Origin of the sequence: Intestinibacillus sp. Marseille-P6563 (assembly GCF_900604335.1) — a bacterium.
Lineage (GTDB): Bacteria > Bacillota > Clostridia > Oscillospirales > Butyricicoccaceae > Butyricicoccus_B.
In genome coordinates, this window is record NZ_UWOD01000001.1 from 1,254,455 (window position 1) to 1,266,241 (window position 11,787).

An 11,787-nucleotide genomic window follows, 5' to 3' on the forward strand; every position below is an offset into this window, starting at 1 on the left:
TTTTTTTTAGAAAGGGGAATCTTTTTCATGCGGCTGCATCAGGCTCTTCAGCTTTCACCCGGCGATACGGTGGCGATCATTGGCGCGGGCGGTAAAACGACTGCCTTATGGCGTCTGGCCGCCGAACGGCGGGACGATGGCGCGCTCATCACCACCTCGACCCACATCCTCCGTCCGTCGCCGGACGCCTGCGATGTGTTCGATTCGCCCGATTGCTGGGAGGCGCTGCAAGCCAAATTGCTCCCTGGCCAGGTGGTCTGTGCGGCTTATCCTGGCCCGGAGGACAAGTGCACCGGTCTGTCCCCTGCCCTGTTCGCGGCCGCCCGGGCTGCGGACACGCCCATTTTATATGAGGCCGACGGTGCCAGCAAGCTGCCAGCCAAGCTGCACCGTTCGGATGAGCCGGTCATCTATCCGGATACCGATGTCGTATTGATCTTGGCCGGTCTGCGGGCGCTGGACCGCCCGGTCGGTGAAGTCTGCCATCGGTTCCAGCTTTCGCCTCGGATGGCACAGGACCCGCAGCGGCCTTTTGACCCTGCCGATCTGCTGGAAACCATCCGCGACAGCATCCGTGCCTGCGGTGCCGCCAAAGAACAATTGCGCATCCTTATCAATCAGGCCGATACCCCCAATCGTCTGGAGACCGCCCGCCCGGTCCAGGAAACCTTGCAGGACGAAGGATATTTTGTCCGAACCGGCTGCCTGCGCAATCCGTTTTGGCCATGAAAAAAAGCCTTTCCCGCATAGAGCGGGGAAGGCTTTTTCATTACAGCACTTTGCTGAGGAATTCTTTCAAACGCGGATGCTGCGGATGGTCGAAAAAGGTTTCCGGGTCGTTCTGCTCGGCGATGACGCCCTGGTCCATGAACATGACGCGGGTCGCCACCGAACGGGCAAAGCCCATCTCGTGGGTAACGACCACCATGGTCATGCCCTCTTCGGCCAATTCCTTCATCAGTTCGAGCACTTCGCCGACCATTTCCGGGTCGAGTGCCGAAGTCGGTTCGTCAAAGAGCATCACGTCCGGATTCATCGCCAACGCTCGCGCAATGGCGATACGCTGCTGCTGGCCGCCCGAAAGCTGCCGCGGATACGCGTCTGCCTTATCCGGCAGGCCAACCCGCGCGAGCAGTTCCATGGCCTTTTTCTCGGCGTCGGCTTCGCTCATGATCTTGAGGCGGACCGGAGCCAGTTTGATGTTTTCCTTGACCGACAGATGGGGGAACAGATTGAACTGCTGGAACACCATGCCCATCTTGCGGCGCAGGCGGTTGATATCCTGCTTGGGGTCGGTGATGTCGGTGCCTTCAAAGGTGATCGTGCCCGAAGTCGGCTGTTCGAGCAGGTTCAGGCAGCGCAGAAAAGTCGATTTGCCCGAACCGGACGCACCGATGATAACCACCTTTTCGCCCTTGGAGATATGTTCATTGACCCCCTTGAGCACTTCGTGATCCCCAAACGATTTATGTAGGTCTTTAACGTCGATCACTGGCTGCCAGTCTCCTTTCGATCAGTTTCTGTACCTGGGTCATCAGCACGACGAGCACCAGATAGAACACCGCGGTAATCAGAAGCGGCGCGATGTTATACACACGGTTTTGGATGTTGGTCGCCATTTTCAGCACATCCTGTACGGCGACATAACCGGCAACCGAAGTTTCCTTCAGAAGTGTAATGAACTCATTGAACAGCGCCGGCAGAATGTTGCGTACCGCCTGCGGCAGGATGATCAGCCGCATGGTCATACCCGACGTCAGACCGAGCGAACGACCGGCTTCGGTCTGGCCGCGGTCGATCGACTGGATGCCCGCACGGATGATTTCGGCCACATACGCGCCCGAGTTGATACCAAAACCGACCACAGCCGCCAATGTGCCGTCGGTCATGGTGACGAAAATACCGGTGTAGATAATCAAAAGCTGTACCATGACCGGCGTGCCGCGGATGACGGTCAAATACAGGTTACAAATCTTTTCGGCCAGCCACAAGATCGCATTGCACTTGCCCTTTTCCCGCTGCTGGGCGGCCGACACCTTGATGATTGCGATGACAATACCGATGACGATACCCAGGATAACAGCACAGGCTGCGATCTGTAAGGTCTTGCCCAAGCCCTGGAAGTAAAGCTTCCAGCGGTCACCCTCTACGAATGCACCATAGAGCTGGTCGCCGCGGGCTGTCAGCCATTCACTCACATACATCTCCCCTTTAACAAAAGTTTTCACGATTGCCAAAACAGCAGGAGCCTGTCAGCCCCTGCTGCTTGTGGTTTCTATTCTTTTTTAGATGCCCATGTGCTTGTTGATCAGCTCATCGACCTTGTCACCCTTGTACTCAGCCAGTACTTCGTTGATGACAGCCAGCAGATCTTCCTGGCCCTTCTGTACTGCGAACGCATACTGCTCGTCGGTCAGCTTGGTTTCCAGCATCTTGAGCTTGCCGTCCTGGGAAGCAACGATGGCTTCGGCCGGCTTCTGGTCAATGATCACCGCATCTGCCTTGCCGTTTGCCAGGTTCATACCAGCTTCCACAGCCGACTTGAACTGCAGAACATTGGCATCCTTGATGGTCGAACCGGTGGTTTCATCGCCCGAAGCGTACCAGTCGCCCGTAGTGCCCTGCTGTACGGCGATGTTCTTGCCGGACAGAGCAGCATCCAGTGCATCCTTATCGCCGTCCAGGTCGGAGTCCGAACGGACAATGACCATCTGCGACGAGGTAACGTATTCGTCGGTGAAGTCAACTTCCTTCAGACGCTCTTCGGTGATGGTCATACCAGCAGCCGCAAAGTCGCCCTTGCCCGACTTGAGTGCGGTTACGATGCCGTCAAAGTCCATGTCTACGATCTTGAGCTTTACGCCCAGCTTGTCAGCAACCGCCTGTGCCAGATCCGGGTCAACGCCCTGCACCGTGCCGTCATCTGCCAGATATTCAAACGGCGGGAACTGTGCGTTAGTCAGCATGACGATTTCGCCCTTTTCCTTGATTGCGTCAACGGTCGGGGTCGCGCTGTTGCCTGCGGACGATGCCGAACCGGTGGATGCCGAGCTGCCAGCTGCCGGCTGGTCGTTGCTGCCACCGCAAGCTGCGAGCGTGCCTGCCATCATCAGGGCAGCCAGAACGAGCGCAAATTTCTTCTTCATAATGAATCCTTTCCTCCTACATCAAAGAAAGTGTGGTAAACCCCTCGTCTACCAGTTTCTATTTTTTGATACAGGTATTATTATACACGCTTTCAGGCGAATAGCAAGGGCTTGTTTTCCAAAAAATCGAACGTTTTGCGGCTTTTTTTTGGTTCTCTGCGCGGCTCGGACGGACAGCGACTGCGCCGATGTATATTTATTCATTTTTGGCTGCATAAACGCCATTTTGATCATTTTCCTGTATATTGGCATGGCGGTTTGTCAAGCGGCTGCTTTGTGTGGTATAATAGATGTATCTTTGTTCGCCGGACCGCTTGGGCCGGATACAACACCGTGTTTGGAGTCGAAAAGCGATGTTATTTAACTCCCATTTTTTCATTTTTGTTTTTTTGCCCCTGAGTGTGGCCGGTTACTTTGTGTTAAACCGCTTCACCCGCCCGCGGTATGCGCAGTATTTCCTGCTGGTGATGAACCTGTGGTTTTATGCAGCCAATGACCTGCGCTCGGTGCCTGTGCTGCTGGCCAGCATTGTGCTCAACTACCTGATCGGCACCTCGATTTTGTCATCTCCCTACCGGCGCACCAAGACCGCTCTACTTGTCTGCGGCGTGCTGTGCAATGTGCTCGCGCTCGGCATCTTTAAATACCTCAATTTCTTTTTGCAAAATGTTTCGCTGGTGCTGGGACAAAGTTATGACCCCATCCAGCTTCTGTTGCCGCTCGGCATCAGTTTCTTCACCTTCCAGCAGATCTCCTATCTGGTGGATGCCCGCCGCGGCGATGCGCCCAGCTATTCGCTGAGCGAATATGCACTGTTTGCATCGTTCTTCCCCTATGTGACCAGCGGCCCGATCGCCTTCCATTCGGAGATTCTGCCGCAGATCCGGGATGAGGACAAGCGCCGCCCGTCGGCCTATAACCTTTCACGCGGCCTGACGGCCTTTGCCTTTGGCCTATTTAAAAAGGTACTGATCGCCGATACGCTGGGCAAGGCGGCCGACTGGGGCTGGGGCAACCTGTCCGACCTCAATCTGCCCGCGGCTCTGATTGTCATTGTCGCCTATACCTTGCAGCTCTATTTTGACTTTGCCGGTTACAGCGACATGGCCTCCGGCATTGCCCTGTGCTTTAACATTGAGCTGCCCATCAACTTCGACTCCCCCTACCGCGCGCGCAGCATCGCGGACTTCTGGAAGCGCTGGCATATGACCATGACCCGCTTCTTTACCCGCTATCTGTACATCCCCTTGGGCGGCAACCGCCACGGTCTGGCGCGCACCTGTCTGAATACGCTCGTTATTTTCCTGGTGTCCGGCCTGTGGCATGGCGCGGCGTGGACCTTTATTTTCTGGGGTGCGCTGCATGGCCTGGCCATGGTCGGCTCCCGTCTGCTGGCCTCGCGCACCGACCGGCATTTGCCGTACCCGCTCGGCTGGCTGATTACCTTTGCGTTCGTCAACCTGTGCTGGGTCTTTTTCCGGGCGCCGTCGTTTGCCGATGCGGGCACCCTCCTCAGCCGGTTGTTTGTTGGCGGCTGGGGCGCTCTGCCCTCCGGGCTGACCGACTGTTTCCTCATCACCGAATTTGCGTCGATCGAACAGTTCGTGCCCATGGAAGCGACTGTCTTTGGCACGGTCATCTGTGTGCTGTTCCTGCTGCTGGCGCTGGCTGGAGCCGTCTTTCCGCGCAACATGCAGCGGCGGCTGGAAAATTTCCAGCCCAGCGTTCCCCTGTGTCTGGGGTCGTCGGTGCTGCTGTTCTGGTCCATCCTCTCGCTGACTGGCGTGAGCACTTTCCTGTATTTTACGTTCTAAAAGGAGGCCGCCATGTATCGTAAATATCTTGCCGGTTTCCTGGCGACCGTCATCGCCCTGCTGGCCATTTGCGCCGGGGTGGTGTATGGCATCGACCCCTCGTTCCAGTATCACCTGCCCTACGGAAACATCAAGGCCGTGTATCTCAACGAGCGGTATCAAAACGCCGGTCTGGCCAAAAACCTGGAATATGACACGGTCATCCTAGGTTCGTCGGTCACGGCCAATTTCCGCCTGTCGCAGTTCAATGAACTCTTTGACGCCCAAACGGTCAAGCTGACCTTCCCGGGCGGCTGTTTTTCCGACTTTGAAACCGCGCTCAACCTGTGCTTTGAAACCCACGATGTCAAGCGGGTCTTTTGGAGCATCGACCCCAAAATCCTCATGACTCCTTACGACGAGGAGCCCACCCCGCTGCCCGAATATCTGTACAACTTCAATCCCTTTGACGATGTCAAGTATCTGTTCAACAAGGATGTCATTCTTGAGCAGTGCGGCGAAAGCATCCTGGCCACCCTTTCGGGGGAAGGACAGTCGCTTGACGATGCCTTTACCTGGGACACCAAGTATGAATTTTCCCACGAGCATGCCCTATGGAGTTATGTGCGCCCGGACTGGGAAGAAGAACCCCAACCGGCCGACGCCTATGACGACATCATTGACCAGAATTTAGAGTGTGTGCTTTCGTTTGTCAAGGCGCACCCGGACACTGAGTTTTATTTGATGACGCCGCCATACAGCATGCTGTACTGGGACCGTATCCTGCGCGACGGCAGCTATACCGCGGTGCTGAAGCTCTATGACCGGCTGCTGGAAGAGCTGCCGCAGTATGAGAATGTCCACTACTATTGCTTTGCGGTGGATGAAGTCACCATCCCGCTGGGCAACTACACGGACGAAGTGCATTTCTCGGGCGAAATCAGCCGCTATCTGGCCGAATACATGGCCAAAAACGACGGCATGACCGCCGATGACATGCCCGCCATGCACGCTTTCTTCCGCGACTTGGTGGAAAACTACGACTTTGACAGCATGTTCCCCGAATCGGTGCGCGACAATCCGCGCCGGGTGCGCACGCTGCCCGATGATTATTGACCCCGTTCCCCCGGCTATCTGGCCGGGGGATTTTTTTGCATGCAGGCAAAACAAAAAGACCCCAAACCCTTGGTTTGGAGTCTTTTTTCCTGGCGGAGCGGGTGGGATTCGAACCCACGGACGGTTTCACCCGTCAAACGATTTCGAGTCGTTCTCGTTATGACCTCTTCGATACCGCTCCATATGCAGTTCTGCGATGCAGCTTAATTAGTATAGCATGTCCTGCGCAAAACTGCAAGTGTTTTTTCGTATTTTTTTAAACTTTCGTCAGAGCCTGCTCATACAGCCGTTTCATCTCGCAGGCGTCCTCGGCCTGGGTGCCCGCCGATTCGCAGATGATGGTCGGCTCGTAGCCCCGCGCGGCCAGTACCTGCGCCAGAGGCGCAAACTCCGGTCCATAGACGGTATCGGCAAAGGTCAAATGCCGCACCTCACCCTTGGCCGAATATTCGATCTTGGAAAAATGGCTGTGGAAATGCGCCGTGCGCTCGTGGCCGATCTCGTTTTCCATGCGGTCAAACAATGCGGCAAACGCTTCGGCACTGTTGTACTGTCCGCCGGTGCGCGCGTTGAGGTGGCCGAAATCGATGCAGGGCAGCAGGCGGTCATCCAACGCGACCAGGGTGCAAATCTCCTCGGCGCTGCCGATGACGCTCTGTTTGCCCATGGTTTCCAAACAGATGGTCTGGGTATAGCCATGGTCCTGAACGGCCTGCAAAATGGCCCTCACATTGACGATCGTATTTTGAAAGGCTCGGTCGCGCGACTGCTTGCCTACACCGCCGCAATGCACGACCAGATGGTCGGCGCCCATGGCCTGGGCGGCGGCGCAACTTTTGAGTACATAACCGATGTTCTTTTCCATCCGCTCGGCTTCGCTCGAGGACAGGTTGATATAATACGGCGTGTGCAGCGACAGGGTGATGCCATGGGCAGCCGCCTGGGCACCGATCTTGCGGGCAGTCTCCTCGCCCACGTTGACGCCGCGGCCGCACTGATATTCATAGGCGTTCAGCCCCAAACCTTGCAGCCACTTGGGCGCATCCACGGTAGCCTTGAACCCAGCCGCGGCAAACGAATCGGAATTGCCGGCTGGACCAAATTTAATTGCCATGGTTCATCTCCTCCCGCATTTTCCGGCGGCCGCGCTCGATGAAGCCGTGCTCCAACCGGCAGCGCACGCCAACCCAAAACTCGCCCCGGTCGATCGACTGCACCTGACAGGTCAGCGCGCCCATGCGGTTGCCGCCCAGCACATCGGTAAAGATCTGGTCGCCAATGACCGCAATCTCGTGCATGGGAAGCTCCAACATGGCAGCCCCCTTGCGGAACCCGCGCGTCAGCGGCTTGGTTGCCCGGCTGATCCAGCGGATGCCCATGGGTTCGCTGAAAACTCCGACCCGTGTAGCCTTATTATTGGACAAAAACAGGACTTTGATGCCGGCTTCCTGCATACCCTTGATATAAGCGCACAGCTTTTCGGTGGGGTGTTTGATGCGGTGGGAGGATACCGTGCCGTCAATATCGATCAGTGCACCGCGGATGCCCCGGCTTTTCAAAAATTCCGGGGTGATGTCATAAATGCTATCAAAAACGCAGTCTGGCGTTAAATAACGTAACATAAGGGAAAATCTTCTCCTTCTGAATTTCTCTTTGAGTACATATAGTATTGTACGCGACCGACCCGCAAAAGTCCAGAAAAAAGGAGTGTTTCGCAATGGAGCTGAAAAAGAACCTGACGTTGGTATGTGCTGGTGCGGATGCGGTGGCGGCTTCGGCCTACGGCCTGCCGCTGCTGCATTTGTGCATGGGAGTGGGGCCGGGCGGCGGCATCCGGCGGCTGCGCCTGCCCGCACAGACCCAAGGACAATATCTCGGGGTCAGCGACTTCGGTATCGAGGGGAGCATCCCCAAATTCTGCGCTGAAGCGTTGGTGTTTGAAGTCAAAAAGCGGCGGATGCGCGGTATTTTTGCCGATTTTGAACGGGATACCCCGGCAGTACATACCTTATTGCGCGATCTGGATGCGCTGCTCGCAGCCGCCCACCTGCCGCTTTTCGTACCGGTCGGGCAGGCCGCGCAGGTGCAGCATGCCCATCTGGTGGCCGAAACCGCACTTTCGGGCGGCAATCTGGAGGATTATCTGGGCGATTTGCTCGAACAATATCCGGGACGGCTGGCGGCTGCACTGCGGCCTATTTCGGCCGATTACCGGCTGCCCGCTCAAAGCAGTGAGGGCACGCCGCTTTCCCGGACCGACCGCGTGGCGCTCCAACAGAAATATGGCGCCCAGTCGTTCTTCTCCCGCGACCTGTGCGCCAAATATTTCACCTATATGGACGAAAAGGGTGACGGCCATTTTGTCCTGTTTGACGACGACAGCACGCTGGAAGCCAAGCTGGTGCGACTGGACGCGCTGGGCATTCAGCCGGTGTTTGCGCTGTATCCCGACGTGCGTACGCTGTTATGAGATGAGGTCAGCTGTTTTGGCCTGCACGAGCGCGATGAGGTCGGCGGGCGCCAGTTCGATCTGGTAGCCGATCTTGCCCGCGCTGACAATGATGGTCGGGATGTCGTTTGCGCTTTCGTGTAGCGTGACCGGATAGGGCTTTTTCAGGCCGACCGGCGAACAGCCGCCGCGCACATAGCCGGTCAGGCCGAGCAGTTCCTTGACGTGAATCATCTCCATGGCCTTTTCCCCGACCGCCTTTGCCGCTTTCTTGAGGTTTAGCTCCTCGGCCACCGGGATGACAAACACATAAATGCTGCCGCTCTTGCCGCGCGCGACCAGGGTTTTAAACACCTGTTTAACATCCTGCCCCAGCAGTTCGGCCACATGCACCCCGTCCACGGCTTCCTTGCCGTGCGGGTATTCGTGCGGGGTATAGGGGATTTTATGCTGCTCCAAAATGCGCATGACATTGGTTTTGTTCTCTGCCATCGGAATTCTGCCTTTCTTCCTTTTTTCTCTCATTATAGGCGATTCTCCGCACAGATACAACCCCAGGGGTTCTATTTTCCGGCAAAGCGTGGTATACTAAAATCACTCGATGTTCCCGGATGGACAAACCTGCCCTGTCCGCCCCGCCCTGCTGCGCTTGATGCGGAGGTGAATCCCCATGGCGCAAAACTTCACACCATCCGACCGGACCCGCATCCTGCTCATCCTGGCGCTGCTGCGCGAAGGGGACAAGACCGGGTTTGAGATCATCCACGTGCTGGAAACCCGCAAAGACCTGTCCTTTGCTTTGGAGGAAGGGATGCTCTATCCCCTTCTGTACCGTCTGTGTGACGACGGCCAGGTGAGTTCCTACGAAAAAGAGACCGCAGCAGGCCCCCGGCGTTTTTATAAACTCACGCGCGCGGGCGTGCATCTGCTGCGCCGTCACAGCGCCGAATGCCATCGGCTTTGCCGCTCGTTTGGCGGCTCGGTGGGAGGTGAAGCCTGTGCCCGACCATCCGATTGACCGCTGGCTCCATCGGGTCTGTGCACACATCCGCAGCCCACGCCGCCGAGAGGCCGTCCGGCAGGAACTGCTGGACCATTTAAACGACCGCATACGTCTTTTGGAAGCGCAAGGGATGACCCCCGAACAGGCTGCCCGGCAGGCTGTCGCCTCCATGGGCGACCCGGATGCCGTCGGCCGGGCGCTCGCCGCTGCCGACCGGCCTTGGCGCCGGTTCTGGAGTTGGCTTGTCACCCTGTTTTTCTGGGCCGCTGCCCTGTTTTTGCTGCTGTTTTGTGTGCTTTGCCTGCTGCATGTCATTTAAAAACCCATCCTCGTGTTGGAGGATGGGTTTTTTAAAGCTTTTGGCCCAGTCCGGTGGTGTCATACCCGCCCAGAGCGTCCAAAGCCGCGCGGAACGCCTCCGACTGCATGACGCCCAAAAGCGCCTGCACCGCCGGATGGGACAGATCGTCCTGTCGGAACACGATGTCATACTGCTCGACCCGCAGCGGGATGAAATCAATCGTCGGGGTCTGCAAGGCGGCTTTCTGATTGCCCACCGCGCAGTCGGCCTGACCGCCCGCGACCGCGGCCGCAGCCGCCAGATGCGACCCCACGACATCTTCATAGCCACGGAGCATGCGCGGCGAAAGCCCGGCGCGCAGCAGCAGGCTGTCGGTCAGCACGCGGATGCCGCTGCCTTTCTCCCGATTGACCATGGTGACGTCCGGCCGGGCAAAGTCCTCGATGCGGTGAATGCCCTTGGGATTGCCCGCCGCGACATACAGTCCCACCGTGCGCCCCACCAGATGATAGACCTGCACCCGCTCGCCGGGCAGCAGTTTGGAGATAAAGGGCAGATTATAGGTGTCGGTCTCCATGTCCCACAGATGGGCGGTCGCGGCGTCGGCCTGCCCCTGATACATGGCGTGCAGGCCGTTGTAGCTGCCCATGTGCGAACGGAAAAAGAATGGCTCGCCGTAGGCCGTGTTGGCGCTGTCGCACAGCAGGTCCAGAAGGGCGTCCTGTCCGCATACGATAAACCGTCCCGCCTGGGCGGGCGCGGTATGCGCGGTCGGCTGGGCTGCACGCAGCACGGCGTATACGTCCTCCTCGCTCACGCGGAACTGCTTGCCCATCTTGGTGGCGCGGAGCGTCCCCTTTTTGATCATGTCATAGACCGTGCTTTTTTTGATTTTCAGCCGGTCGGCCACCTCCTGGGCGGTCAAATAACGCTCCGTCATGCCCGATGCGCCTCCTTTTGTTTTTATTATACTGGCCGGAAAAATCCCTGTCAAACCAGCCGCGATTGACAGTCCTTTGGTCATTTGATATAATAAACAAAACCAAACAATACTAAATAAAACAGGAGAAAACTATGAAAAAGAATCGTTTGCTTTCCGCCCTGCTGGCCGGGGCGCTGTGCGTATCGCTCGCCGCCTGCGGCGGCACAAACGCGGCGGACTCCGCGGGTGCATCCTCCTCGCAGGACGCCGAGCCGGTCGAACTGACCGTCTTCGCCGCCGCTTCCATGACCGAAACGCTGAACGAAATCGCCGAGCTGTACAAGGTCGAAGCGCCCAACGTATCCATTGTATACAACTTTGACTCCTCGGGCACGCTCAAGGCCCAGATTCAGGAGGGCGCAGTGTGCGACCTGTTCCTGTCCGCGGGGCAGAAACAGATGGACCAGCTGGACGCAGCGGCCGACGCTTCGGTCAACACCGAAGGGCTGGATTTTGTGCTCAGTGACTCGCGGCTTGATCTGCTGGAAAACAAAGTCGTGCTGATCGTGCCCGAAGGCGCAGAGAACGGCATCACTTCGTTTGAGGACGCGGGCACCGACAAGGTTTCGCGCATTGCGCTGGGCGGCGCGGACGTACCGGTCGGCCAGTATGCGCAGGAGATTTACGAATACCTCGGCCTGTGGGAGGACATGAACGCCGCTGGTAAGATCACCTTTGGCACCAACGTCAAGGAAGTCGTATCCCAGGTGGAAGCGGCAGCGGTCGACTGCGGCGTGGTCTACAAGACCGACGTGGCGGCAGCCAAAGGCGTGGAAGTCGTGGCCGAAGCGCCCGATGGCAGCTGCTCCCCAGCCATCTATCCGGTGGCGGTCCTCAAGACCAGCGAGCACCAGGCTGAAGCCCAGGCGTTCCTGGATTTCCTCCAGACCGACGCTTGCACGGCCATCTTTGAAAAAGCTGGTTTTGATGTGTTATAATCGATACGGAATCGGCGGCGTGGGGCGCACCCGCGCCGCTTTTTTTCTGGGGGATTCGT

At 57.5% G+C, this 11,787-nt stretch carries 14 protein-coding genes and 1 tRNA gene; 7 read left to right on the plus strand and 8 right to left on the minus strand.

The genetic code is table 11. From position 1 onward, the window contains the following. Positions 1-27: 27 nt before the first annotated feature. Positions 28-729 carry a selenium cofactor biosynthesis protein YqeC gene (yqeC, locus tag EFB11_RS06580; RefSeq protein ID WP_122789471.1) on the plus strand — a complete coding sequence of 234 codons (702 nt, stop codon included), beginning with the start codon at positions 28-30 and terminating at the stop codon, positions 727-729. 40 nt (positions 730-769) lie between these two features. On the opposite strand, the gene EFB11_RS06585 is transcribed toward yqeC, so the two are convergent. The 3 genes from EFB11_RS06585 to EFB11_RS06595 all read right to left on the minus strand — a co-directional run bounded on the left by EFB11_RS06585 (position 770) and on the right by EFB11_RS06595 (position 3,146). Next, a complete protein-coding gene (locus tag EFB11_RS06585; protein ID WP_122789472.1) occupies positions 770-1,492 on the minus strand; it encodes an amino acid ABC transporter ATP-binding protein in 723 nt (240 codons plus the stop codon). After that, positions 1,479-2,204 (minus strand): amino acid ABC transporter permease, encoded by a 726-nt coding sequence (locus EFB11_RS06590; protein WP_122789473.1) that lies wholly within the window; start codon positions 2,202-2,204, stop codon positions 1,479-1,481. Before EFB11_RS06590 ends, EFB11_RS06585 begins: the two co-directional genes overlap by 14 nt. 81 nt (positions 2,205-2,285) lie before the next feature. Beyond that, positions 2,286-3,146, minus strand: a complete 861-nt coding sequence (locus EFB11_RS06595) for a transporter substrate-binding domain-containing protein (RefSeq protein WP_122789474.1) — start codon at positions 3,144-3,146, stop codon at positions 2,286-2,288. A gap of 353 nt (positions 3,147-3,499) precedes the next feature. Between EFB11_RS06595 and EFB11_RS06600 the strand changes: the two genes are divergently transcribed. Together EFB11_RS06600 and EFB11_RS06605 are read left to right on the plus strand one after the other, a co-directional pair. Next, positions 3,500-4,960: an MBOAT family O-acyltransferase gene (locus EFB11_RS06600; RefSeq protein ID WP_164706645.1), complete on the plus strand. Its 1,461-nt coding sequence runs from the start codon at positions 3,500-3,502 to the stop codon at positions 4,958-4,960. Positions 4,961-4,972: 12 nt separating this feature from the next. Next, complete coding sequence (locus EFB11_RS06605) at positions 4,973-6,055, plus strand: hypothetical protein (protein WP_122789476.1); 1,083 nt, start codon at positions 4,973-4,975, stop codon at positions 6,053-6,055. 90 nt (positions 6,056-6,145) lie between these two features. Here EFB11_RS06605 and EFB11_RS06610 read toward each other — a convergent pair. The 3 genes from EFB11_RS06610 to EFB11_RS06620 all read right to left on the minus strand — a co-directional run bounded on the left by EFB11_RS06610 (position 6,146) and on the right by EFB11_RS06620 (position 7,677). Next, positions 6,146-6,236, minus strand: a tRNA-Ser gene (locus tag EFB11_RS06610). Positions 6,237-6,311: 75 nt separating this feature from the next. Then, on the minus strand, positions 6,312-7,169 hold the full coding sequence (locus EFB11_RS06615) for a TIM barrel protein (protein ID WP_122789477.1): 858 nt from the start codon (positions 7,167-7,169) through the stop codon (positions 6,312-6,314). Continuing rightward, entirely contained in the window at positions 7,159-7,677 is a 519-nt protein-coding gene (locus EFB11_RS06620) for a YqeG family HAD IIIA-type phosphatase (RefSeq protein ID WP_122789478.1), read from the minus strand. Before EFB11_RS06620 ends, EFB11_RS06615 begins: the two co-directional genes overlap by 11 nt. 95 nt (positions 7,678-7,772) lie before the next feature. Here EFB11_RS06620 and EFB11_RS06625 point away from each other — a divergent pair, with 95 nt between their 5' ends. Then, entirely contained in the window at positions 7,773-8,525 is a 753-nt protein-coding gene (locus tag EFB11_RS06625; protein WP_122789479.1) for a hypothetical protein, read from the plus strand. Here the strand turns inward: EFB11_RS06625 and ybaK are convergent. Next, on the minus strand, positions 8,520-8,996 hold the full coding sequence (gene ybaK, locus EFB11_RS06630; RefSeq protein ID WP_122789480.1) for a Cys-tRNA(Pro) deacylase: 477 nt from the start codon (positions 8,994-8,996) through the stop codon (positions 8,520-8,522). The two genes, EFB11_RS06625 and ybaK, sit on opposite strands and share 6 nt — an antisense overlap. Before the next feature lie 178 nt (positions 8,997-9,174). Here ybaK and EFB11_RS06635 point away from each other — a divergent pair, with 178 nt between their 5' ends. Both EFB11_RS06635 and EFB11_RS06640 read left to right on the plus strand, forming a co-directional pair. Continuing rightward, positions 9,175-9,522 (plus strand): PadR family transcriptional regulator, encoded by a 348-nt coding sequence (locus EFB11_RS06635; RefSeq protein WP_122789481.1) that lies wholly within the window; start codon positions 9,175-9,177, stop codon positions 9,520-9,522. Then, positions 9,503-9,826, plus strand: a complete 324-nt coding sequence (locus EFB11_RS06640; RefSeq protein WP_122789482.1) for a permease prefix domain 1-containing protein — start codon at positions 9,503-9,505, stop codon at positions 9,824-9,826. The genes EFB11_RS06635 and EFB11_RS06640 overlap by 20 nt, the downstream gene beginning before the upstream one ends. Positions 9,827-9,857: 31 nt before the next feature. On the opposite strand, the gene EFB11_RS06645 is transcribed toward EFB11_RS06640, so the two are convergent. Next, complete coding sequence (locus tag EFB11_RS06645) at positions 9,858-10,748, minus strand: helix-turn-helix transcriptional regulator (protein WP_164706646.1); 891 nt, start codon at positions 10,746-10,748, stop codon at positions 9,858-9,860. Positions 10,749-10,882: 134 nt separating this feature from the next. Between EFB11_RS06645 and modA the strand changes: the two genes are divergently transcribed. Continuing rightward, complete coding sequence (modA, locus tag EFB11_RS06650) at positions 10,883-11,728, plus strand: molybdate ABC transporter substrate-binding protein (protein ID WP_122789484.1); 846 nt, start codon at positions 10,883-10,885, stop codon at positions 11,726-11,728. The last annotated feature ends 59 nt before the right edge of the window (positions 11,729-11,787 follow it).

Coding starts and splice junctions, on each gene's coding strand:
- yqeC (WP_122789471.1), top strand. CDS start 28: ATGCGGCTGCATCAGGCTCTTCAGCTTTCACCCGGCGATACGGTGGCG.
- EFB11_RS06590 (WP_122789473.1), bottom strand. CDS start 2,204: ATGTATGTGAGTGAATGGCTGACAGCCCGCGGCGACCAGCTCTATGGT.
- EFB11_RS06595 (WP_122789474.1), bottom strand. CDS start 3,146: ATGAAGAAGAAATTTGCGCTCGTTCTGGCTGCCCTGATGATGGCAGGC.
- EFB11_RS06600 (WP_164706645.1), top strand. CDS start 3,500: ATGTTATTTAACTCCCATTTTTTCATTTTTGTTTTTTTGCCCCTGAGT.
- EFB11_RS06605 (WP_122789476.1), top strand. CDS start 4,973: ATGTATCGTAAATATCTTGCCGGTTTCCTGGCGACCGTCATCGCCCTG.
- EFB11_RS06615 (WP_122789477.1), bottom strand. CDS start 7,169: ATGGCAATTAAATTTGGTCCAGCCGGCAATTCCGATTCGTTTGCCGCG.
- EFB11_RS06620 (WP_122789478.1), bottom strand. CDS start 7,677: ATGTTACGTTATTTAACGCCAGACTGCGTTTTTGATAGCATTTATGAC.
- EFB11_RS06625 (WP_122789479.1), top strand. CDS start 7,773: ATGGAGCTGAAAAAGAACCTGACGTTGGTATGTGCTGGTGCGGATGCG.
- ybaK (WP_122789480.1), bottom strand. CDS start 8,996: ATGGCAGAGAACAAAACCAATGTCATGCGCATTTTGGAGCAGCATAAA.
- EFB11_RS06635 (WP_122789481.1), top strand. CDS start 9,175: ATGGCGCAAAACTTCACACCATCCGACCGGACCCGCATCCTGCTCATC.
- EFB11_RS06645 (WP_164706646.1), bottom strand. CDS start 10,748: ATGACGGAGCGTTATTTGACCGCCCAGGAGGTGGCCGACCGGCTGAAA.
- modA (WP_122789484.1), top strand. CDS start 10,883: ATGAAAAAGAATCGTTTGCTTTCCGCCCTGCTGGCCGGGGCGCTGTGC.